The organism is Achromobacter sp. Marseille-Q4954, from assembly GCF_943737025.1.
Taxonomy (GTDB): Bacteria; Pseudomonadota; Gammaproteobacteria; order Burkholderiales; family Burkholderiaceae_B; genus Achromobacter; species Achromobacter bronchisepticus_A.
On sequence record NZ_CALSFQ010000001.1, the window covers coordinates 1,220,333 to 1,242,833 of the forward strand.

The 22,501-nt window shown below is 62.5% G+C and carries 19 protein-coding genes and 1 tRNA gene; 15 read left to right on the forward strand and 5 right to left on the reverse strand.

What is annotated here, in order from left to right:
• The first annotated feature begins 427 nt into the window (after positions 1 to 427).
• From NGK62_RS05650 to NGK62_RS05715, 14 genes are all read left to right on the forward strand, one after another.
• Complete coding sequence (locus tag NGK62_RS05650; protein ID WP_251877710.1) at positions 428 to 3,226, forward strand: ATP-binding protein; 2,799 nt, start codon at positions 428 to 430, stop codon at positions 3,224 to 3,226.
• A gap of 7 nt (positions 3,227 to 3,233) precedes the next feature.
• On the forward strand, positions 3,234 to 4,466 hold the full coding sequence (locus NGK62_RS05655) for an EAL domain-containing response regulator (protein ID WP_251877712.1): 1,233 nt from the start codon (positions 3,234 to 3,236) through the stop codon (positions 4,464 to 4,466).
• Positions 4,467 to 4,495: 29 nt separating this feature from the next.
• A complete protein-coding gene (locus tag NGK62_RS05660; protein WP_251877714.1) occupies positions 4,496 to 6,931 on the forward strand; it encodes a hybrid sensor histidine kinase/response regulator in 2,436 nt (811 codons plus the stop codon).
• A gap of 201 nt (positions 6,932 to 7,132) precedes the next feature.
• A complete protein-coding gene (locus tag NGK62_RS05665) occupies positions 7,133 to 7,936 on the forward strand; it encodes a hypothetical protein (RefSeq protein WP_251877716.1) in 804 nt (267 codons plus the stop codon).
• Positions 7,937 to 8,108: 172 nt separating this feature from the next.
• Positions 8,109 to 8,633 carry a CS1 type fimbrial major subunit gene (locus NGK62_RS05670; RefSeq protein ID WP_251877718.1) on the forward strand — a complete coding sequence of 175 codons (525 nt, stop codon included), beginning with the start codon at positions 8,109 to 8,111 and terminating at the stop codon, positions 8,631 to 8,633.
• Between the two features lie 66 nt (positions 8,634 to 8,699).
• The gene (locus tag NGK62_RS05675) at positions 8,700 to 10,961 is read left to right on the forward strand and encodes a TcfC E-set like domain-containing protein (protein WP_502802951.1); all 2,262 of its coding nucleotides are present in this window, start codon (positions 8,700 to 8,702) and stop codon (positions 10,959 to 10,961) included.
• A gap of 28 nt (positions 10,962 to 10,989) precedes the next feature.
• The gene (locus NGK62_RS05680) at positions 10,990 to 11,679 is read left to right on the forward strand and encodes a fimbrial biogenesis chaperone (protein ID WP_251877723.1); all 690 of its coding nucleotides are present in this window, start codon (positions 10,990 to 10,992) and stop codon (positions 11,677 to 11,679) included.
• A complete protein-coding gene (locus NGK62_RS05685) occupies positions 11,676 to 12,737 on the forward strand; it encodes a hypothetical protein (RefSeq protein WP_251877725.1) in 1,062 nt (353 codons plus the stop codon). The genes NGK62_RS05680 and NGK62_RS05685 overlap by 4 nt, the downstream gene beginning before the upstream one ends.
• 8 nt (positions 12,738 to 12,745) lie before the next feature.
• Complete coding sequence (locus NGK62_RS05690) at positions 12,746 to 13,249, forward strand: hypothetical protein (RefSeq protein WP_251877727.1); 504 nt, start codon at positions 12,746 to 12,748, stop codon at positions 13,247 to 13,249.
• 19 nt (positions 13,250 to 13,268) lie between these two features.
• Positions 13,269 to 13,823, forward strand: coding sequence for a hypothetical protein (locus NGK62_RS05695; protein ID WP_251877729.1), 555 nt, complete (start codon positions 13,269 to 13,271; stop codon positions 13,821 to 13,823).
• Positions 13,824 to 13,858: 35 nt separating this feature from the next.
• Positions 13,859 to 14,512: a hypothetical protein gene (locus NGK62_RS05700; RefSeq protein WP_251877731.1), complete on the forward strand. Its 654-nt coding sequence runs from the start codon at positions 13,859 to 13,861 to the stop codon at positions 14,510 to 14,512.
• A gap of 134 nt (positions 14,513 to 14,646) precedes the next feature.
• Positions 14,647 to 15,285, forward strand: coding sequence for a ProQ/FinO family protein (locus NGK62_RS05705; protein WP_251877733.1), 639 nt, complete (start codon positions 14,647 to 14,649; stop codon positions 15,283 to 15,285).
• 150 nt (positions 15,286 to 15,435) lie between these two features.
• Positions 15,436 to 15,511, forward strand: a tRNA-Gly gene (locus tag NGK62_RS05710).
• Between the two features lie 228 nt (positions 15,512 to 15,739).
• Positions 15,740 to 17,671, forward strand: coding sequence for a tyrosine-type recombinase/integrase (locus tag NGK62_RS05715; RefSeq protein WP_196445952.1), 1,932 nt, complete (start codon positions 15,740 to 15,742; stop codon positions 17,669 to 17,671).
• 200 nt (positions 17,672 to 17,871) lie between these two features.
• Here NGK62_RS05715 and NGK62_RS05720 read toward each other — a convergent pair whose 3' ends face one another.
• Positions 17,872 to 18,528: a substrate-binding domain-containing protein gene (locus tag NGK62_RS05720; protein WP_081651475.1), complete on the reverse strand. Its 657-nt coding sequence runs from the start codon at positions 18,526 to 18,528 to the stop codon at positions 17,872 to 17,874.
• Between the two features lie 119 nt (positions 18,529 to 18,647).
• Here NGK62_RS05720 and NGK62_RS05725 point away from each other — a divergent pair, with 119 nt between their 5' ends.
• Positions 18,648 to 18,941 carry a helix-turn-helix domain-containing protein gene (locus tag NGK62_RS05725; RefSeq protein ID WP_081651477.1) on the forward strand — a complete coding sequence of 98 codons (294 nt, stop codon included), beginning with the start codon at positions 18,648 to 18,650 and terminating at the stop codon, positions 18,939 to 18,941.
• A gap of 23 nt (positions 18,942 to 18,964) precedes the next feature.
• Here NGK62_RS05725 and NGK62_RS05730 read toward each other — a convergent pair whose 3' ends face one another.
• Genes NGK62_RS05730 through NGK62_RS05745 form a run of 4 tightly spaced genes read right to left on the reverse strand, consistent with a single transcriptional unit; the run spans position 18,965 to position 22,480 of the window.
• Complete coding sequence (locus NGK62_RS05730; protein WP_029043912.1) at positions 18,965 to 19,855, reverse strand: LysR family transcriptional regulator; 891 nt, start codon at positions 19,853 to 19,855, stop codon at positions 18,965 to 18,967.
• A gap of 37 nt (positions 19,856 to 19,892) precedes the next feature.
• Positions 19,893 to 20,216 carry a hypothetical protein gene (locus tag NGK62_RS05735; RefSeq protein WP_029043913.1) on the reverse strand — a complete coding sequence of 108 codons (324 nt, stop codon included), beginning with the start codon at positions 20,214 to 20,216 and terminating at the stop codon, positions 19,893 to 19,895.
• 32 nt (positions 20,217 to 20,248) lie between these two features.
• The gene (locus NGK62_RS05740) at positions 20,249 to 21,625 is read right to left on the reverse strand and encodes a dihydrolipoyl dehydrogenase (RefSeq protein WP_020204474.1); all 1,377 of its coding nucleotides are present in this window, start codon (positions 21,623 to 21,625) and stop codon (positions 20,249 to 20,251) included.
• 48 nt (positions 21,626 to 21,673) lie between these two features.
• Positions 21,674 to 22,480 carry a sulfite exporter TauE/SafE family protein gene (locus NGK62_RS05745; RefSeq protein ID WP_020204475.1) on the reverse strand — a complete coding sequence of 269 codons (807 nt, stop codon included), beginning with the start codon at positions 22,478 to 22,480 and terminating at the stop codon, positions 21,674 to 21,676.
• Positions 22,481 to 22,501: the final 21 nt, after the last annotated feature.

Below are 22,501 nucleotides of genomic sequence, written 5' to 3' on the forward strand. Positions count from 1 at the left end.
AGTATTATTAAGTAACCGGGTAAACCCAATGGCCGAAATAAGTTTTCGCGAAAAAAGGAGGCAATTTATACCCCTTTTCTTTCAATACCGAAAATTAATGAATAGATACCATCTTTATTAATTAATTCAGCAACTTGGATACCATCCAAAACCTGAATAATCGAATATGGATACCATCCATTGGCGAAAAATAATTAAAATGGCCAATATCCGATTTATTTATTTTTTCTTGTTGGATACCATCCAAACCGATACAACTGGCGTTCGATTTCCCGACTTCCAAGCCATTCGGGAAACAAATTGACATAACCGGCGCAGGAACGAGGCGCGGCACCGGCCCGCTTCCAGAATTTTCTTATCCGTGAAGCCCGGCCCGGCCCCTACCATCGTTTGCATGATGGCCGCCCCCAGCCTCCCCGACGGATACATGCCGGCAACCACCAGATTGCCGATGATCCTGCTGCACCTGCTCGCGATGGCGCTGCTGGCATGCATACTCATCGGCACGATGCTGTTGATGTACTGGTCGTTCAGCGATGAGGTGTCCAGTTACCGCCGCCGCATGAACGCCGCCGCCGACCGGGCGCAGATATTCTTCGACCAGCGCGAAACGCTGCTGCGGGCCGTGGCGGCCTCGTCGGTGCGCAACACCGACCGCACGCCGGCCCAGCACACGCCCAGGACCTTCGGCCAGACCGGACAGATCAACGTGATCCCGCTGACGAACGGAGCGGACGCCTACGAATGGGCGCTGATTCTCACCCGCCGCAACCGGGCGGACGTAGCCGCCGCCAATGCGCGCATCGTCTACACAACGCTGGCAGACTCCGGCGCGACACGTCTGGCGGTGGACGACACGCGGCGGGACGGTCACCAGATTTCCAGGGAAGCGGAAAAATGGCTCTACGACGCGCTGGCGTCGCATCACGCCACGCCTGATCCGGACGACGGACGCGCGCCAGTCGTCTGGATCAGGCCCCTGACGGACGCCACCGATCATCTGTTTCTCTACACGCCTCTGGACACGGCAGGCCGCGAGCAGACCTGGGTAGGGCTCGAAGTCGACGACATCGCTTCCGTCATCACGGCGCAACATGCCAGCGACGGCGCAAGCTATGCGCTTTACGACAGCGACAGCCGGGTCGCCTTGCACGGCGGCCCCTCGCCTTCCGCCACCGGCTCGATGTCGGCGAGATTGACCCGCGACTCCTTCAGCTTCCAAGGCGCCAGCTGGCTTCCCCACAGCCTGGCGCTGAGCAAGGCGGTCGGCGAAGCCGGCTGGCGACTGATCTACTACGTGCCGACGCAGGACGTGCTGAAACATGGCGCATCCGCCTTCTGGGCTGTGGGCACGATCGCGGCCTGCCTGAGCACGGTGGTCCTGCTGGGCGTACGCCACATCAGGGAGACGCTGATTTCGCCCGCGATCCGGCATCAGACCGCGCTCATCGACAGCCTCGCCCTGAACCGGAAGATCATTGACGTCGCGCCGATCGGGCTCAGCCTGGTTCGCCCCGCCGACGGCACCCAGGTCATATCGAACGAGACGGCACGCCATCTGCTGGGCGCGCACGACAGGTGGCGCGAGGACACGCGCAGCGCTGGAGACCAGGCAGGCCGGCATGAGTATCAGCTTGGCGACGGACGCACCGTCTGCCTGACATACGCCGCGACCAGCTACCAATCCGAGAACGTCGTGATATGCGCCATCAGCGATATTTCCGCGCAGAAGGAAATTGAACACACCTTGCGCAGTGCCAAACTGGCTGCCGACCAGGCGAATGACGCCAAAACCCTGTTCTTCGCCACGATCAGCCACGAAATACGCACCCCTCTGTACGGCATCCTGGGCACGCTGGAGCTGCTTGCGCTCACGCCCATGACGAGCCAGCAGCAGCAATACCTTCAAACCGTCCAGCAATCCTCCTCGACCTTGCTGCGCACCATCAACGACACGCTGGACCTGTCCCGCATGGAGGCCGGCCACGAGGACTTGATCCTTTCGGAGTTCTCGCCCGCGGAGATGCTGGAAAGAGTCGTGGCCAACTATGCTGCTCGCGCCCAGGGCAAGGGGCTACAGATTTTTTCCCTATCCGACACCGGTATGCCGGCAATGGTGAAGGGGGATCCGGTCCGGTTGCAGCAGATCCTCAACAATCTGGTGAGCAACTCGGTCAAGTTCACCGAGGCGGGCCGGGTCGTGCTGCGAGGAACCGCGAGCGTCGTCGATCCTGGCAAGGTGACGCTGCGCTTCCAGGTCGCCGATACCGGCGTCGGCATACGCGCGGAATCGCAAGCCCAGCTATTCGAGCCCTACTTTCGAGCGCATTCCGGGCTGGGCCGGGACGCGACCGGCACTGGCCTGGGCCTGGCCATCAGCCGCCGCCTGGTCGACCTGATGGGAGGCAGCCTGACCGTGGTCAGCGAGGTCGGCCTGGGTACCAGCATCACGTTCACCGTCGTGCTCGACGTAGCCGAAATGGAACCGGCATCGCCCATAGCGCTACGACGCAGCGCCGTCTACGTCAGCGGCGCCATTCCGGAGGTCGTGGCGAACGCATGCGCGTGGCTGAACAATTGGGGCGCCATCGCCATACCCTATCGCGGGCAGAGCCATGGGCAAGATGCCGACAACGCGGTCTTGCTGCAGACCTGGCCGCCCGGACTGACAGAAGCGTCTTGGGCCGGCAGCAGGGTGCGCGTGCTCGCCCCAGGCGCCGACCATGCTTCGATCGCGTCGCGCGGCGGCCGCCTCGGCGTCACCAGTCAGGGCAATCCATTCAGTATCGGAACCGCCGTAGGCATGGCCCAACACGGCCGCGAACAAGTCCTGCCGCCCTCTCCCGGCACGCAACGGCCGTCGCTGGGGCTGCGGATCCTGGTGGTCGAGGACAACGCAATCAACCAGATCATCCTGCGCGAGCAACTCGAGTACTTGGGATGCTCAGCCACCATAGTCTCCAACGGCGGCGAAGCGCTGCAACGCTGGGATCCCGACAAGTACGACGCCGTCATCACCGACATCAATATGCCTGTCCTGGACGGCTACGAGCTGGCCAGAGCCCTGCGCAAACTCGGCTACCCGAGAACCATACTGGGCGTGACGGCCTGCGCGGCGCCCGAAACCATAACCAAGGCGCAGGAAGCCGGCATGAATCAGGTGCTGATCAAGCCCCTGCCCATCCTGGCCCTGACCGCAACCTTGCACGCATACGCCGAAGGCTGACGAAAAAATGCTGTCCAAACTCAAAGTACTGGTACTGGATGATCACGCCTACCAATGCGCCTTGCTGAAAGACATGCTTGAGGAAGCAGGCTTCCCGCACGTCGACACGGCGCTCGACGCGCACGACGCCCTGGACCAGATCTGGAGAGAGAAACATCAACTGGTGCTCATGGATGTGGACATGCCCGGCATGGACGGCGCGCAGTTCATTCATGAACTCGCCTGTCGCGGCCTGAATCCGATACTGGCTATCGTCACGGGATGCTCCCGGCGGATGAGCAACAGCATCGGACTCATGGCAAAAGAGCGCGGATTCGCCGTCATGGCAAGCTTCATCAAGCCGGTTTCCACCGAGCAGATCGGCAGCCTGGCGGCAGGACTGCTGAGAAAGCAGACCGCCCCGGCGCCAGCGCGAACTCCCGCCGGCGCCGATCAGTCTCGACCTCTGCTCGACCGGCGCATGATCGAGAACGCCCTGCGCGACGGCAGTATCCAGGCCTGGTTTCAGCCGAAGAAATCACTCGTTTCCGGCAACATCGTCGGCGCCGAGGCGCTGGTCCGCTGGCAGCACAAAGAACTGGGCCTGATGCTGCCCTCCTCGTTCCTCGCATCGCTGCGCGCCTACGATCTGGACCACGAACTGCTGCTGCGCATGTTGGACGATGGCCTGAGAGCCTATTCCATCTGGCGCGATCAAGGGCACCGCATTCCCATTTCGGTCAATCTTTCGGCCAGCCTGCTGGATCTTCCGCAGTTGCCCGACGAACTCCATGCCATGGTCTCCGGACTCGGCATACCCGCCTCGGACGTAACCTTCGAATTGCTCGAGGACGCGATGCCGACACTCGCCGGGCAGTTCCACATGGGAGCCAGCCGCCTGCGCCTGAAGGGGTTCGGGCTGTCGCAAGATGATTTCGGCAAGGGTTACAGCTCCATGTATAACCTCATCTCCACCCCCTACACCGAGGTGAAGATCGATCGCGCCTTCGTCAACGGCGCCGCGGCCGACGAGTCGCTGGCGGCCGCGCTGGTGGCGTCGATCCAGCTGGGACGACAACTGGGCCTGCAGGTGACCGCCGAAGGCGTGGAAACGCTGGAAGACCTGGAATTGCTACGACGGATCGGCTGCGATGTCGCACAAGGATTCCTTATTTCCGCAGCCGTCAACGTTGCGACCTTCTGCGAGTTGCTGGCCTACGAACCGAATTCCTATTTCGCCCCGCTGTCTCCGCCCCACTAGGGCATGCCGACATCGCTCCGATACCGGATATGCCGCCGAACAGAATAGCCCGCAGCCTGCGCCACCTGAGCATGGCGTGCCTGCGCGCCATGCCGCCCGTCCTGCTTTGCGTCGCCGCGCTCTACTGCGGGCGCCAACAGATCCAACGGCGCCACGCCGACCTGATGCGGCTGGACTTCGCGACCATCGTGCAGACCAACATCTGGCTGTTCGCCTGCACCTTGCTGTTGCTGGCCGCCGGACTCTATGCCGGCGCGCTGCTCTGGTTCTGGTGCCGCCGCCGCATCATCCTGCCGGCGAGAGCGGCGCGGCAGGCGCTGGCCGAGTGCGAGGCGCTCTGCCGAACGATGCTCGCCACGGCGCCTTGCGCGCTATGTGCGCTCTCGCGCGAGAACGGCCGGCTGGTCTTCGGCAACGCCTTGGCGCTGCAATGGTTGGGCGCGGGCGCCGGCCAGGTCTTGCCCGACACACCCGACGCCAGACGCCTCTTGATGCAAGCCCTGCAAGCACGGGAGCCAGGCAACATCGAGGCATTCAAAACCCATGACGGCCGCAGGCTGACGGTAGCCTATGCCCCGACTCGATACCGCCGGCAGGATGTGGTGCTGTGCGCCTTCGCCGACATCAGCGCACGCGCCGACATGGAGCGTCTACTGAAACGCGCAAAGGCTCAGGCAGACAGGCTCTACGAATCCGGGGCGGGCATCCTGTCCGCCATCAACCGCGAAATCCGCACGCCGCTGCATGGGGTATTGGGCACCCTTGAGGTGTTGGGCATGACGGCGCTGAACGAAGAACAGCGCCAACACGTCGACCGCGTCCAGAACGCATCCCTCGCGCTGCAGCAGCTTACGGACGATCTGCTCGACATCGCCCGGATAGAATCAGGCCAGTTCTCCCTGGAAACCGGCGCATTCGATCCCCTCGAGCTGGTCGAAAGCACGGTCGCGGCCCATGCTCCGATAGCAGAACGCAAGGGGTTGATCATCTATGGCTGCCTGGACACCTCGGTACCGAACTGCGTCACCGGCGACGCCGGACGCATCCGGCAGATACTGAACAACCTGCTGAGCAACGCCATCAAGTTCACGGATTCCGGCCACGTCGTCGCCAGGCTGCGTGCGCAGGCCATGCCAGACGCCAGGGTCCGCCTGGACCTGCAGGTTGCCGATAGCGGTATTGGCATCGCCGCAGCCCAGCAGGCCAAACTGTTCGAACCCTTCCATCAGGCCGCTGCCGGAACGCAGGCCGCGCGCGGCGCGGGCCTGGGTCTGGGTCTGTTTCTTTGCGCCCGCCTGGCGGCGCTCATGGGAACCCGTATCCAGGTCATCAGCGAACCTGGGCTGGGCAGCAGCTTCTCCATTTCCTTCATGGTGGACCGGGCGGACGCGTTGGCCTATACGCCACCGCTGTTGCAGGGTCTAAGCGTGCTGGTGCGCAGCGCCCGCAAGGAAGCGGGCGAGAGCGTGGCCCAGTGGCTGCGGCAATGGGGGGCCCAGTCCCGAACCGTCCCCGCAGGCATCGTCGCCAACGGCAACGAGGCTGGCATGTTGGTCGACCTGGCCTTGCACAAGAATGCCGAACATGCGCCCTGGAGAGGGCCGCGCATCGTGGCGGGAAGCGCACGCGGCGGCGGCGGCACGGTCCTGGTAGACCGCCATTCCGCGCGCGAGATCGGCTACGCGGTACAACACCTGATGCAAGGCGGAACAGATCGGCCCCCGCATGCCGCGCTGCCTGCCCACCGCCTCCTGAACCTGCGCGTCCTGGTCGTGGAGAGCGATCTCATCAACCAGGCCACGCTGCAGGATCAGCTCGCGCGCCTGGGCTGCCACGCCACGGTCGCCTCGGACGGGGCCGAAGGACTGGCATTGTGGAACATACAGCCCTACGACCTGGTCATGGCGGACGCCGACATGCCCGGCATGAACGGCTACGCGTTCGCCGCGGCCCTGCGCGCCCAGGGCGCGACGGTCCCCATCCTTGCCCTGGTCACAAGCACGCCCCGCGCAGAGGAACAGCGGTGCGCAGCGGCCGACATGAACGGCTGGCTCGCCAAACCGATAGGCCTGCGCACGCTCAGGCAACGGCTCCAGGCATACGCCGCCGCACCTCCCCGCAAGCCCGACCGGCCGGCTGCCCCGCTACAGAGCACCGCCGAACCGCCGCGGCCCGGCAAGCCGGTGGTTCCCGCCAAGTACAAGGCCGTCTTTCTCGAAACCATGGACAAGGATCTGGTTCGGCTGGAAGCCTCGATGAAGAGCGGCGACAACGCCGATATCCGCGCTTTGCTGCATCGTATACGCGGCGGCCTGGCCGCAGTGCACATGGCCCCTCTGCTGGCCCAGGCCGATGATCTTGCCGCCCTGCACCGCAAGGACGGCCTGGGCGGCGCCATGCCCCAGCAGGTGGCCTCCTTTGTCGCGCAGTTGCGAGACAAGATGCTCGATATCGCGAAAGAGTAAATCAGCGAAGTCAGACTCGCCCCCCTTCTTTGAGAGGCCGCGTTCACTCGGCGCGAGGCCATTGGGAACAATTGAGAATATTCCCATGGCCCATGCAGTGGGTGATTTCTAGAATCATCCACTGCAAACGAATGCATGCCATGCGCGCAAGCGCCGTCGCCATCCTGGCCGGCAACGCGCAGGCATGCGCTACTACCGAAAATGGAATATCTCTCTTGCGGTGGCGTCGGTTTTCGCCCCGCGCGTCAGCCCTCGGCGCTAGTCGGTTATCAACCCGTCTTCTCCGCCGATGGCCGGGTATGCGAATACGCATTGCCTGACCTGCCCGCGGCCGAAGCGACCCGACATTTCATCGATGATCCCGCCGCTCACAGACTGCACGACACGCTGCATCTCTTCCGGCAGGGGCATCAGGGCATTCCCCTGTCATTCAGCTATGCGCTCGATGCCCCGCGCATCGAGTGGTCGGCGCGAAACGTATGCACCGAGCTAGACCTGTCGCTGGAGCGAAGCCGCCTGCACTTAGGCGCGGCCCCCGCCGACGGCGTCGCGGCAGGCCCGAGCTATCCCGCATCGCTGTTCACCTTGAACATACCCATGACGTGGGATCTGCTGCCGGACGCCGAACTGCACAAGAACCGGCATGATTTCAATGCCGGCCTGCGAGTAAGGATCAATCCCACGCTGGTGGAGGGCCGACCAAACACGCACGGCGTGCTGCGCGTCGTGGGCCTGCACCTGAAGATCCCGGAGCGCATCTCAGAACAGCCCATGCTGAATGGCAAGTTCTTTTCCCTGCTGCAACGCGCCCAGGCATTCAAGCTGCCGGTGCTGGTCTCGGATATCAACCATGCCATCGATTTTCACTGGCTGCGGTCGTTTCCAAACCTGATGTTCCAGGGAGATCTGCTATCCCCGCGCATCGGTGCGGACAGCCTGGACTTGTTGCTGACGATGGGCGGCGACAGATGGCGGGACTTCAAGGTTGGAGGCCAGATTCGATAGCCGAGCGGCATTCCGCCAGCATCGGGCTCAGAACGAGAAATTTCTCAGACCTGGACTTAGGTTGAACAAGGATGATGCGTGGGGTCGGATGCACACGAAGCGTCCGCTACACAACCCCGCCTTCAACAACTCTCGAAGGCATTCATTCAACTTCAACTCCAGGTTTTCATCCATGAAACTGAACAAGATCCTGATCGCGCTGGGATTGGCTGGCGCGTTTGCGGGCGTGGCGCATGCGGCTCCCGTCACCAAGACCATCACCCTGACGGCCCAGATCCACGATGCGATTTTCGTTTCCAAGCCCGATGGCTCGACGTGGTACGGCACGGAGGAACTCGACGCGAAGGACTACAAGCAGATGGAGTTTTCCAAGACCCTGCCGATCCGCATCTGGACAAAGATCGCATCGGGCGTCAATGTCCAGTTGGCTAGACCTCTGCAGATGTCCAACGGCCTATACCAGATGACCGATGCCAAAGTTACCATGAGCAACTCCAATGGCTTGGCCCCGGTCGAGGTGAAGTTCGGCACAGAAGGAAAGGTTGCTCAGACCACGAAAGCCGCCGACGGCTCCTACGATGACTTGCATGATCTGAAAATCTTCGTCAAGGCGCCGATCAAAGCTGCCAATTCCACCGCCAGCACCAACGGGAGCTACAGCGGCGATCTGGTCCTGCTGTTCGAGCCCGTCCCGTAAGACTGCATCGCCCCTTCACCCAGGGCCCCGGCCGGGGCTCGTTCTCCCAAAATTGGATTTCCGGGCATGCAAGCTCATCGGGTCCCCTATTGCCTAAAGAAACTGTTGGCCTGCATGCTTGCTGCGGCATCCGCCCAGGTCTTTGCGCAAGCGAAGATCTCCTACGGCATACCCAAAGGATTCAGCGCGGTTGAAATGGACAACAGCGCGAGCTACGTATCGACTTTCAACGGCAAGACGCTGCCGGGATTGATCGCCTATTCCCCGCAGCGCAACCAGCTCACGTTCGACCCCGCGAAGTACGCCGAAAACGGTGTGGCGCTGGAGGAGATAGAGACCATCCGCCAGGTAGTTTCCGGGATCGACTACAAGCAATGCGTCAACGGCTGCGACCTGCGCCTGGCGGAGCACTACGTCACCGTCGACAAGATCCGCCGCACATTGCAGATCAGAACCTCGCGCGACGATTACCTGTCCCCCGCAACCACCTGGGGGCTGATCAACAATCAGTCTCTGGACTTACGCGGTTCGTCCGACAGTTATCGCGCCCTGAACGTCAGTGGCTCGACCTGGCTGGGCCTGCCCATGCGCAGCTTCGGCTATATGAGCTGGTATGGCAGCCGCAACCGCATGCGCGGCCACAGCAGCCGCTATCAAGGCATATCGTCCTACTTCGTGCAAAAAAATTTTCCAGGCACCTATGTCCGGGCGGGCAAGCAGAACAGCCTCGACTATGCCTCGGGCTCGGTCGGCACGCTGCTGTCCCCCAGCTTTGACCAGTTCATCACCCTGGGCAGCCAGGACCATTTGCGCGCGGATCAGGATGCGGGCTCGCTGGTGCTGTATTCCACCGCCGAAGGAAACTACGAGTTCTACCGCGATGGACGCCTCATCCTGAAGCGCCCAGCCATACTTGGGCGCAACGAGATCAGCTTCATCGACCTGCCTGGAGGCTACTACCCGGTGGAAATCCGCTTGGTGGACCGCAACGGCAATCTGGTCAACCGTGAAACACGCGACATCAACAACTTGAACTTTAGCGGCGGCGGGCGCAACTCCTGGCATGTGACGGCAGGCAAGGAAATGGGCACGGACGGCCAACTGTTCCAGGCCGCCGTCAGCCGCAATCTTAGCCAGTTCTATATGAATGCCTCGTTCATCGCCGGCAACCGATCCCGCTGGGCAGGCGAAGTAAACGTCACACGTCCCGGCCAGATCGGCACGACGGGCCTCAACCCCACGTTGGGCCTTCTTGGCGGCGAACGCGGCGTTGGCGGCTACTTCAATATTTCGATGAGCGATCCCGTACTGGGCAGCGCGATGATCAGCCGCTACCAGAACAACAACGTATCGCGCTTTTATTGGGGCGCGCCCAGCACCAGTCTTTCATACAGCAGAAGCTTGGGCAAAGTCGTGGCGCGCTACAACTACAACAAGCACAGCCGCGGCGAAATACAACAAGCCGAGATGAGCTGGAACTACCGCCCCAACGGCCTCTGGTCGACCTTCTCGCTCGGCGTGCAGAAAGGCGGCTACGGCCAGGGCGACGGCGGCTACGCCGTCTACTTCAACATGAGCTGGACCCTGGACAAGACGCAGGCCAGCTTCAGCGCTGCCCGCCAGGGCAGCGATACCCAGCTCAGCGGCGACTACCGCAAGGACTTCCAGGACAGCTACGGCAGTTCGACGGCCGGCGTGACAGTCAACCGGAGCCGCGCAAGCAACAGCGTCAACCTCTACGCCAACCGCTCCGGCACGCGCGGCGACACATCGCTCAACCTGGGTCATAGCGACTACGGCAGCAACGCCGACTTCAGTTACCGCGGCATGCTGGCTGCCAGCGCGGAAGGCGTCGCGCTCGGCCGCTATAGCAGCGGCGGTAGCGCCATGCTGTTGGAGACGCCCAATATCGAGGGCACGGCATACGGTTTCAGCGTGGAAGGCCACCCGGTCGCCGGCGGCAGCACCTACGCAGTTCCTTTGAACAACTATCGCGACCTGCCGTTTGCCCAGGTGTTGAGCAACAACGAGCACATGGACATGAACATCGAAGTCCCGGCGAACGTGGTCCGCGCCCATCCTGGCCAGGTCTATGCGGCAAAGGCCAAGGTGGCCATAAACATGGTCTACAGCGGCATTTTGCTGAATGCATCGGGCAAGCCAGTGGGCGGAAAAATCATCGAGACCGGCGATACCGCCTATCCCAACGGGCTGTTCTCGGTCGCCAGCAAATCCGTGCTGCGCGCAATCACGGTAGAGCAGCCCGACCGGCGCTATGAATGTGACCTGACGAACACCTTCAACGGCAGCTACTACCGCTGCCGCTAATCGGACACCAGAATAGGAGAACACAACCATGCGACGCACCACATTGCCGCTGCTGTTCGGCTTGACACTACTGGCGGCGGCCCATGCGCAAGCGGAAGGCGAACTGATGGTCATGCCGGCCCGCCTGAAGGTCTTTGATGGCCACGAGTACGGCGTGACGCTTAAGAACCTGGGGGACGCGCCGCTTTATTTATCGATATCGCTGATGAAGGTAAAGAACCCCGGCCTCAGCCCCGAAGACAAGATACCCCTGAGCGAGCTCGAACATCCCGGCCTGCTCGCAAGCGCGGACAAGCTGACGCTGGGGCCGGGCCAAAGCCGTGTGGTCAATCTCAAGTCGCTATCCGTGCCCGCGGTGGAGGATATGTATCGCCTGTATGTGGTTCCGGTGAAGGCCATGCAGGTTGAATCGGCGCCCCAGGACAAGATCACGGCACCCATGTCCGTCTCGGTGGGGTATGGCGTCCTGATTCATCACATGCCGCCGCCAGCGCAACAGCGGTCGGCGTGGTCCTATCGTTGCGAAGGCACGGGCGTTACGTTGGAAAACACCGGCAATGTGCACCTGGTCCTTGAGGATATCGCGTCGCCTGACCGCAAGCAGGAGCAGAACCGAGTGGTCTTGTTTCCCGGCGTGTCGCAACGCTTCGAGGGACGGGAGCTGAAGATGCTGATCGGCGACGCGCCGCAGGACTTCAATTGCCCTGGAAAAACATGAGGATCAAGCAAGAGATGCTCAGAATGAACTCCACTCGATTCTTGAAAAGTCGGTTGCGTACACAATTCTTGATCCTGGTGTTGGCACTCGGCGCGACGGCCGCAAGCAACGCCCGGCCGATTCGGCTTAACTTCGTCGATGCCAGTCTTGCCACGGGCTATCGCAATTGCACTTACCAGGACCTGGGGAATCAAACCAGCAAGTTCAGCGTGACCTACGACCTCCGCGATGTCAGTCAGATAGCAGAGGTCATGAAGGCCGTGCCCTCCCTGATCTACGTCTGGACTCGCGGACTCATGATCTATACCTATGTCTCGGCGGAAGGCGGGTTGGAATCAGGCTCCAGCAGCGTAGCCAACAGCGTCTCAATGAATGGTACGAGGTACTCCAGTGTCAGTCTTTATTCGGGGTCGAACTTTATTTACTCGGGCCAAAGCTCCAGAGGAAGCTGGACCAACTATTCAGCACACAGTGCGCGCCTGGAGGTCATTATTCCGAATGGCTACCTGCATGGAAGGCCTGCCATTGGCATACGGACAGCGCTCGTCAGCGGCACCCACCTATGGCGCGATAGCAACATCATCTCCATCGACGCCGCCGATACATCAGGCAACTGCAGAATCATCAACCCAACGAAGCCGCCCCCCTCGGACGCCCAGATCACCATGACGGCGCCGGATTGGAAACTAGGCGAGCTGTCACCGGGAGAATCGTTCCACAATGATAAAGAACAGCTGTGCTTTTCCTACGACGGGCAGAAATGGACAGGATTGCGTTATGCCATCAACGCGACCAATCAGAATGGCCTGTCAGGCGATGGCTCATACCAGTTGCAACACCTGACCTCGCCTTCCGACACAGTACCTTATCGGGTCTTGCTGCAGAACACGGCGACCAGTACGGAAGTCGCGTTGCCCAACACCCGCAATGTGGTTTCCACCTTGGGCAACGGTGGCCGCGAGTGCTTCAATCCCAAGTTCACGGTCAATACGCCGAAGGCAGCAAAAGAAGGCGACTACGGCGACGTGCTCACCTTCACGGTAGTCTCCCAGCCCTAGTCCATGCCATGAGCCTTGATGCCCTCCCCCAAAGGATCGCCCGCGGCGCCGCCTTTCTCCTTTTCGCGCTCGCCCTGCCCTGGCCTCATTACGCCCTGGCGGCCGGCATTCTGCATCTGCCGCGCGCCGAGCTGCGGCTGGAACCCGGCAAGACGCCGAGCGAACTGCTGGCGGAAAACCGCGGCGACAGCCCGCTGTACCTGGACGTGGAGCAGCAGCTGCTGCTCAATCCCGGATCGATGCCGGAAGTGCTGGTGCCGGTTGGCGAAACGGAGCAGCCCGACCTGCTGGTCACCCCCAACCGCCTGATCCTGGCGCCTGGACAAAAGTACCGGATGAACCTGCGCATCTTGAATTCGCCCGCACGCACGCAGGTCTGGCGCATCACCTTTCGGCCGCGGGAGCGGGTGATCCTGAGCCCGGACGAGGCCCATGGCAACGCCGCTCCCCTGGTCATCAACATGGCGTATGGCGTGCTGATCTATCAGATCGCCGAGAGCGCTCAGCCTTGAACCCAATGAGGACACATACATGAACAGAATCGCAGCCCTCATCTGCCTGCTGCTGGCCTTGGGAATGCTGCCAGCGGCGACGCCCGCCGCAACAAATATCGTGGTGACAGGCAAGTCCACGAGCACAATCCGAGCCACCGTCAAGGCGCCCAACAGGCTGCTGGTCACGGACGACAAAGGCGGCTGGTTCGACCAGGGCCTGGCCATGCAGCAGCAGCGCGGTTGGGACTCGCCCTATGAAACCCGGGCGCGCTTGCGCATCGTGTCCTCGAGCGGAGCGTTTCAGGTGCGCATGGACCGGCCGCTGGAGATCCGCAACACCGCCAACGCGGCCCAGATGTTCCGCGACCCGAAGGTCACGCTGGCCTTGGAGGGCGGCGAACAGAAAGCCCTGGCGGTCGGCAAGGATGCCAGATTCCAGAATCCGCCAGCTCTGGCCGCGGGCGATGACTCCATCGGCTACTACGGCCTGGCGATTTCGGCCCTTCCGCCAGCCGGCAATTTCAAGCAAACCGCAGGCAACTATGTCGGCGAGTTGTCGCTGGTGTTTGAACCGGTGGCTCGCGGCCCCTGACGCACGGCACACCATCGGATTTCGAGTAGAAGCAGATGAAACCTTCCCGCCTTCTGTTGTTATTTCTGGGGGCCGCGCTGGTGGCGCCCGCATCAGCGCACATCGACGTGACGCCCAAACTTGCGGTGGTGCAAGACAAGCCGACCATGGTGTACATCGTCAACCGGGGCGATCGTGCCGAGTACGTATCCATCGCCCTGTCGCGCCTGCTCAACCCCGGCGTCGAGACCGAACAGGAACGCCTGGAGCCAGTCGCGCAAACGCAGCAGCCTGTGCTCTACGTATCCCCGTTCAAACTCTCGCTTGCGCCCGGACAGAGCAAGACCATCACGCTCAAGCCGCTGGCCGACGTGGAGCAGGAGCAGGTCTACCGGCTGGACATCAAGCCGGTCGTCAGCCTGCTGGATCGCGGCGAGGCAGGCACCTCCGGCAATGTGGTCGTTACCCTGGCTTTCAGCACCCTGGTCAGGCTGCTGCCGAAAAGCGAAACCTCGGCGCTGTCGCTGCGCTGCGAGCCGGAAGGCACCTGGCTGACCGCGTCAGGCAACGTGCGCTATCAAGTCAAGGACGCCGTGGCCGATGGCCAGCCGGTGGATCCTTTCCACGTCTATCCCGGCACGCCCATCCTGCTGCAAGGCCGCTCAATACAGGTGCCAGGCCAGCCATCCTGCCCGCCTTCCGGGCGTTGAACTCCGGCGTATCCAGGCCCGACGACTGCCGCGGCCATGGCGCCGACGCCACACGCGCAGCGTCCCGACAGTGCTGCATTCGCGCACTTGCGGTAACCTTCAGCCTGAACAAATCTGAGGTGTTGGAAATAACAATGGGTTTTGAAAAACTTGCCGACCTGCGCGAGCAGCTACGGGCACAGGCTCAAAAGGCGGTGCCGGTCCAACCGAAGGCGGCAGGCCGGACAAAGAAGCGGGAGCCTGATCAGGCCAAGGCTACGGCGCGGCCGCAGCAAAAGCGCGAGTCTGGTCAAGCGAAGGCTGCCGCCCGCCCGCAGCAAAAGCGCGAGCCCGTCGACCCCGTGGTCGAGGCCATCTGGCGCCTGCAGAAGCACTTCCCGCAGGCCTTCCCCAAGAATCCCGCGCCGAAGCTGCCGCTCAAGCAGGGCATCCTGGCCGACGCGGCCCAGCATCTGGAAAAGCTGGGCATGACGGAAGAACAGCTCAAGCAAGCCATCGCCACCTGGTGCAAGGGCAGCCGCTACTGGAGCAGCATGGTCGCCGACGCCACCCGCGTCGACCTGCAAGGCCAGCCCGCGGGCACGGTGACGGCGGAGCAAGCCGCCTATGCGCGCCGCCAGGCTTCGCGCCGGCCGGCCGGCAAGGCTCGTCCGGCGAAAAAGGCCGACGCGCCGGCTCCCGCATCCGCTGACGCCCCGGCTGACGCCCCCGCGCCTGAAGCCGCCCCCGAAGCCGCGGCCGTCACAACGCCGGCATCGAGCGATACGCCCTGAGGACACTGTTTGGCTCGGCGAGCGGGGATTTTTCACATCCCCGCCCCGCCAGGCTACACAAGCCCGAAATTCTGTGTATAATCGCTGTCTTTGGTGGACACGGCCTTTCTGAAAACCAAGTCAGAAATTACACCAAAACGCAGTGCCCCCGCGGGAGTAGCTCAGTTGGTAGAGCGCAACCTTGCCAAGGTTGAGGTCGCGAGTTCGAGACTCGTTTCCCGCTCCAATTTATGATCTACAGACGTCCACTGACGTCTGTAAGTCATTGAAAAGAGGAGCTTCGGCTCCTTTTTTCATTCCAGCCAAAGCCACGGAAATCCACCGACAGCCAGCGTTTTTGAGGCCAAAATTAAGGCCAAAGAATGCGGGTGGTGCCGGTTCCGGGTTGTTGCTGGGGTTGGATCGGGATGACCAGCAGCATCGAGCCTAAGTCTCACGACTTAGGAGTTTGATGATGGCACTCTCTGATCTGACCGTGCGGCAAGCCAAGGCCGCCAAGAAAACCTACAGCATCCCCGATACCGACGGCCTCGGCCTGGTGGTCGCCCCTACCGGCGGCAAATCGTGGCACCTGCGTTACTACTGGCTCGGCAAGCAAAAACGCATCTCCCTGGGCAACTATCCCGAGATCGGCCTGCGCGAAGCCCGCACCTTGCGCGACGAAGCCCGGGCACTCCTGGCCCAAGGCATCAACCCCCACGCTGACCGTAAGCAGAAGCGGCACGCGGTCAAGTTGGCCTCGGACTACACGTTCAAGGCTGTCTTCGATGCCTGGTTCGAGCACCGCGCCAAGGAACTCAAGGAAGGCAGGAACAGCACGCTGTCGCAGATCAAGCGGATCTTCGAGAAAGACGTGCTGCCCAGCCTCAAGCAAATGTCGATCTATGACATTCGGCGGCCGCAGCTCCTGGGCGTCCTGGCGCGGATCGAAAAGCGCGAGGCGTTCACCACTGCAGAGAAGGTCCGTACCTGGCTGGGACAGTTGTTCCGCTACGCGCTGGTCATTGTCGAGGGAATGGAGGCCAATCCGGCTACGGACCTGGACGTAGTGGCCGAGCCCAAGCCCGCGGTGACCCACAACCCCTACCTGCATCTGCCTGAGCTTCCCGAGTTCCTCCAGAAGCTCAGGCTCTACAACCCTCGGGGCTGGCAGACCCAGCTTGGTATCCGCCTGCTGTTCCTGACCGGCGTGCGTACCGGAGAGCTGCGGCTCGCGACCCCCGACCAGTTCGACCTCGACCGTGGCCTGTGGATCATCCCGCCGGAAATCGTCAAGCAGCTTCAGGACGAGATGCGCAAGGCGGGCAAGCGTCCGCAGGATGTGCCGCCCTACATCGTGCCGTTGTCCGTCCAGGCCATCGAGATCGTGCGCTACCTGCTCGGGGTGATGCGGCCGGCGCAGCGCCACCTGTTGACACACCGCAGCAACCTCAAGAAGCGCATCAGCGAGAACACGCTCAACGCCGCCTTGAAGCGGATGGGTTACACGGATCGACTGACCGGACACGGTATTCGCGGAACGATCTCGACGGCGCTCAACGAGATCGGTTACCCGAAGATTTGGGTGGATGCCCAGCTTTCGCACTCCGATCCGAACAAGGTAAGTTCGTCCTACAACCACGCCAAGTATGTGGAGCCGCGGCGCCGGATGATGCAGGACTGGGCTGACCGTCTCGACTTGCTCGAACAGGCCCAGGTCGAAGCGGCCAGCGCACACCTCACTATCCACATCGAGGGCGTGCCCGCCATTGCGGAGGAGGACAAGGCTGACGCCATCGTTGCAAGTTCCTCTGCGGCACCCGTTCCGCCGGTAGTGGCTACCCCTATCGTTGTGACGCCGAGCGACGGAGGCATCACCTTCCAACGGTTGTCGCAGGTGCCGCCACCCCCGACACATGCGCCGGAACCCGAGGTGTCCGCCATCCAGCGCGAGCGCGAGGAAATGCTGGCCATTTACGAATCGCCGAGCAGTCTGCCGGTGCCCCTGTTCGGCAAGCTCGCCGGAAAGTCCAAGGACCAGATCAACCGCGAGCTGAAGGCCGGCAAGCTGCTCTCCATCAGCCTGGGCAACCGGGGGCAGCGCGTCCCCGACTGGCAACTGGTGCCGCTCAAGCATAAGCTGGCCCAGGTGCTCATGCACCAGTACCCGCAGGCGGATTCATGGGAGCTTTACCGCATGTTGACCCGGCCACACCCCGACCTGGGTGATCGCGCGGCCATCGACATCGTGACGCCAAGCAATCTGGGCATGGTGGCCCAGGTCATCGCAGGCGGCCAGCCCCATGCGAATGCTCCCGAGGTCGTCCCGCCGCGGCCTATCTCCGAAGAGGTGCGCCAGAGCGTTCGCCGGCTGATGGAGAGCGCTGTGGCTTTGGACGGCGCGTAGTGTTACAGCGCCCGCGAGGGCCTCACGGCCCCCGCGCTACATCTGCACCGCCTGCATGAGTTCGTTCAGTGTGCTGTGGTGCGGGAGCTAAGGACAGGCGCCGATGTCGCCGTCTAGAAATCGAGCAGACGATCATGCATGTCCAGCGGATCGTTGGACGCCTGGCATCTGCACATCAGGGGACGCTCAGCGCGGGCACGCTATCGGGTATTCGATTGGACCGCGCTATCCTTGGCTACCTGCATCGCTCTGCGCTCGAACCGCTCAGAAACCGCGTTGGCTCGTCCTTTGGGTCGCTGCAGATGCGTCACGACCTCGTAGGGACCCTCAGCCAGCGGCCGGGCGGTGATCCCCCATGCATCAGCACGCTTGATGCGCGATTGCGCTGTGATCCCAACGCCATAGCCAGCGCCAACCCATAGCGCCAACATCTCGAACGAGGTCACGTGCTGGATACTCTGCTGGTTCAACGGTGGTAGGGATGATAGTCGCTGATCCAGCGGTGAGCAGCTTTCTGCCGGCCAGCGAAACACGGGGTAGTTCAGAAGCTCGGCGAGCGTGAGTTTTGTCTGGGCAAGTAACGGGGACCGCCATGGCATGGCAACAGCGATGTTCTCAAGCCACAATGGTTGGCTATTCAGAGACGGAGCGCTTACGGCCCGGAGCGACATTCCTGCGTCGTAGCGACCTTCATCAATGCCCGTCACCAGGTCGTCACTTGATGTCTCAAAGAACGCGATAGTGATTTCTGGCTCTTCCGCGCGTTGCAGGGCGAGAAGCGAGGAGAAGCATGAGGATGGCACGCCAGGTGCTATGGCAAGCCTGAGATGGGAAAACTGGCTGGTGGCATCATGCATGCGAGCCCCCAAAAAGTGTTCTGGCCGAGGAGGTGAACTTGCATCGTGGTCAAGAGTGAAGTTTAACGCCGTTATCTTTAACGTGGTTAATTTTGGCAGATTGTTTGACGCTTCTGCTGATGCAGAAATCAACCATTCAGCCAGGCCGTCCTTCTGGTACAAAAACGTATGAATCCGCAGCGGCGACAGCTTTCGGACAGGCCGTGCGCGCTGCGCGCGTCGCACAAGGAGTCGCGCAAGACGAGTTCGCATCTCGGGCAGGCATTTCGCGCTCGCACATGGGCAAGATCGAGCGTGGTGAGCACGTGCCCACGCTGCCCCTCATACTGAAAATTTCAGTAGCACTTAGGATAAGCGCGGCAGAATTGATGGCGGCCACCGAGCGCAATCTTCGTGCCGAAACCGATCTTTGAGGGTGTCTGCCAGCGGGGCTGCGTCAGCCGCTCGCAGACTCACGTAGGCGAACGATGAATCGCTCCAGCGAAGCCGACAAATCGTTGCTGTCAGGTCGCAGCAAGTAAGTCGTGATGACGGCTGAATCGATGGCCAGGGGACGGATCACCACGTCTGGGCGTTGGCAAACCGGAATCTTGCTTGCAGCCAAAAAACCGATGCCGTAGCCGGCACCGACTAAGGTGAGCATCATGTCCAGCGAGGACACCTCCTCGACGACGTTCAACTTGTGCTCAAGCACCTGCAGCAGTCGTGTCAGTTCCCGGCAGTAGCCCTCGCATGCATGGGGATCACACAAGACCAGTGGATGGATCCCGACTTCTTGGAGCGGGACCTTTTTGTGGGCGAGCAGTGCGTGCCGTGCCGGCACGGCGATGACCAATGGATCTCGCCAGATGGGCTCAGCCCGTATGTCGTCGCCGACGTCGGCCGTATGCGCGAATCCGATCATGAAATCCCCGGACCGCAGGCCGCGTAACTGCTCGGCCAGCGGAACCTCGGACAGACGTATCTCGATCTCCGGCTCCTCCGCACGACACCGGGCCAGAAATGCCGACAGGCGAGCATCGATCGCCCCGTCGGAAATTGCGATGCGCAGACTGCCTCGCAAACCCGCTGCCACGGCGTGGGCGCTTTCGCGTGCCTGTTCGAGCACGGTGAACAATCTGCGGACATCTTGAAGAAAGACGACACCCGCCGGCGTCAGCACGGTTCCACGGCGGTTCCGGACGAACAGCACGACCCCTAGCTCGTCCTCCAGTTCTTTGATGGCACGGGACAAGGGGGGCTGTTCGATGTGCAGGCGCTCGGCGGCCCGCGTGAAATGCAACTCTTCAGCCAGGGCCATGAAATAGCGCAGATGTCGTAATTCCATGGTCTCACCCCCCCAATGCCGAACGGGCAATCGCGTGCTACGCCCGTATGTAGGTCCATCCCGCTTGCTGCATGCGCGCCATCTCGATGACGGCAGGCCCGTCCAGTACTTCGAGCGGCTCTCTGTTCTCCCTGCCGATCCGCGAAAGTGTGTTGGGACATACCCAGGTGAGCGTGTCGAGGTCGGAAGGTGCCGTGTCCAGGGCGGCAGCGACGGCTTGCGCGTTCGCGACGATGCGCACATCGGCATCGGGCGCCGCGCGCTTGAGATTGCTTGCATTGTTTCGCGCACGCTCAAAGGCTTCTGCCGTCGGTGCGTGGATGATCACTTTCAATGTAGGGCGTTGGGTGTCTTGGGTCATGGTCGCTCGGCTGTGGCCGTCAGAAAGGTCGTTCACGGGCGCATCTGCTGGGATGCGGATTTCAAGGCGCTTTGCAGCATCTCCTCGATGGAGGGGTGGTAGTACGGCATGGCCAGCAGATCGTTGACCGTCTGCTTTGCCTGGATCGCCCAGGCGATCAGGTGCGCCAGATGCTCGCCTTGCGTCAGGAGCATGCTGGCACCGAGCAAGGCGCCTGAGCCGGGGTCGGCATAGATGCGCAGCAGGTTTTCCGGGGCTCCCAGGATCTTGGAGCGCCCGTTGCCGCTGCCTTCCGCAGTGCCGACGACCGCGCCTTCCTGCATCGCGGCCTCATGGGTCATGCCGACTGCGCACGCATCCGGGTCGGTGAACAGGATCGTGATCGGCACGCGCCGCGATGCCCCTGGCCAGCTTTCCCCGCGCAAGCTCGACAACGCGGCCTGCGCCGCCATCTGGCCCTCGTCCGCGGCCTCGTGCATCAGGGGGCGATCCGGCTGCACGTCGCCTGCGAAGAAAATCGGCACCTGGGAGGACCCGGGGGCCTGCATGGTCGCGGGGTCGATGCTCGGTCGGCCAGCCTGATCCAGGGAGATGCCGGCCGCGGCGAGGTCGAGCGCCTCGGTATTGGGCTGTCGTCCCGTCACGACGAGAAGCCGATCCACCAGGGCCTCGCGCTCGCCGGTGCGCATGCGTACCTGGTCGCCCTCAAGGCTGACTTCGACGGCGGCGCCCAGCCACATCGGCAATTCGGTCTCGAACCTGGCGATCGCTCGCTTCAGGACATCGGGGTCTTGGATACCGCCGATGGTGTCTTTCTGGTCTGCCGCGACCACCTGCACATCCAGCCGAGACAGGGCCAAGCCGAGTTCCAGCCCGATGGCGCCCAGCCCCAGGATCCCCATCCGGGCCGGCAGGACTTCCAGGTCGAACAGGGTATCGGTGGTCAGAACGCGGGAGGCGACACCTTCGAGCGCTTTGGGAACCACCGGGCGGGAGCCCGTCGCCACGATGAAGGCGCCGGCCTCGATCCGTTGTTCGCCCGCCTGCAAGATGCCTGGCGCGACGAAGCGCGCTTCGGCCATGATCAGGCTCTCGCCGGCCGCCTTGCGTGTGCGTTCCGCGGCGGCGCTGGCCAGCGCATCCCTGGTCTGGCGGGCGTGGGACCACAAGGCCTGCGGCCCTTGGGTCGACGGCGTGGCGCTCGCCGCGAGTGCCTTGGCAACCTTCCAGTGCATGCCGGCATGCAGCGCCGCTTTCGAAGGCATGCATCCGACGCGCGCGCAGGTCGTCCCCAATGGCCCCCGATCGATCAGAACCACCTGTTTGCCTGCCGCCTTCAGCGCGTGGAATGCGGTGCTGCCAGCGGTTCCCGCGCCAATGATGGCGATATCTGCTTTCCTTGTCTGCATTGAATATTCCCGTCCACATCAATTAATCGAACATCGAACATCGGACCTCTAGCCAACATTGCGCATGAGCATGAGGGCCGCCACGGCCACGCAGGTGATCGAGAACACCCGCTGGAGCATCTTTGAGGGAATCCTGCGTGCCAGAACGCGGCCAATTGACATGCCCACGAGCGCCGTGAGAACGAATGTCCAGGCGGGTGCGGTAAGCGTCAGGCCGTGACTCCACGCGATGAACACGGTCACCGCGGACAGCAGCGCGATCACCATGAGCGAGGTCGCGACGATGCTGTGCATGCGCAGCTCGCTGAAATGCGCCAGGGCCGGGACGATGATGAATCCGCCGCCCACCCCCAGCATGCCCGTGGCCAAACCGGAGACGACGCCGATGCTTCCCAGCGTGGTCGCGGTTCGCACGTTCCAGACGAAGCGGCCGGTGTCCTTGGAGATCTTGCAGACCCGGCCCTGCTCGTCAGCCGAATCGCCCTGCGGCTGGTTGCCACGGGATGACATGAACATACGGTAAGCCACCACGAGCATGATGGCGACGAAGATCAGGTTCAGCCATCGAGGCGAAAGCCAGTGAGCGAGCTGCACGCCCAGCGGAGCCGTCACGGTACCGGCAGCCGCCAGCATCATCGCTGCCTTGTACCGAACAACGCCCTGGCGCAAGCCCTGCGCAGCCCCCAGGGTCGCCGCAGCGCCCACGGCGAGCAGCGCCACGGGCGCGGCCTGACGGATGTCCATGCCCAGGCCGAATACCAGCGCCGGCACGGCGAAGATGCCGCCGCCGGCCCCAGTCAATCCCAGCACGGCTCCAATGATGAGGCCCAGCACTCCACCCGTCAGCGAGAGCATGGTGAATGATCCTTTGTGCAA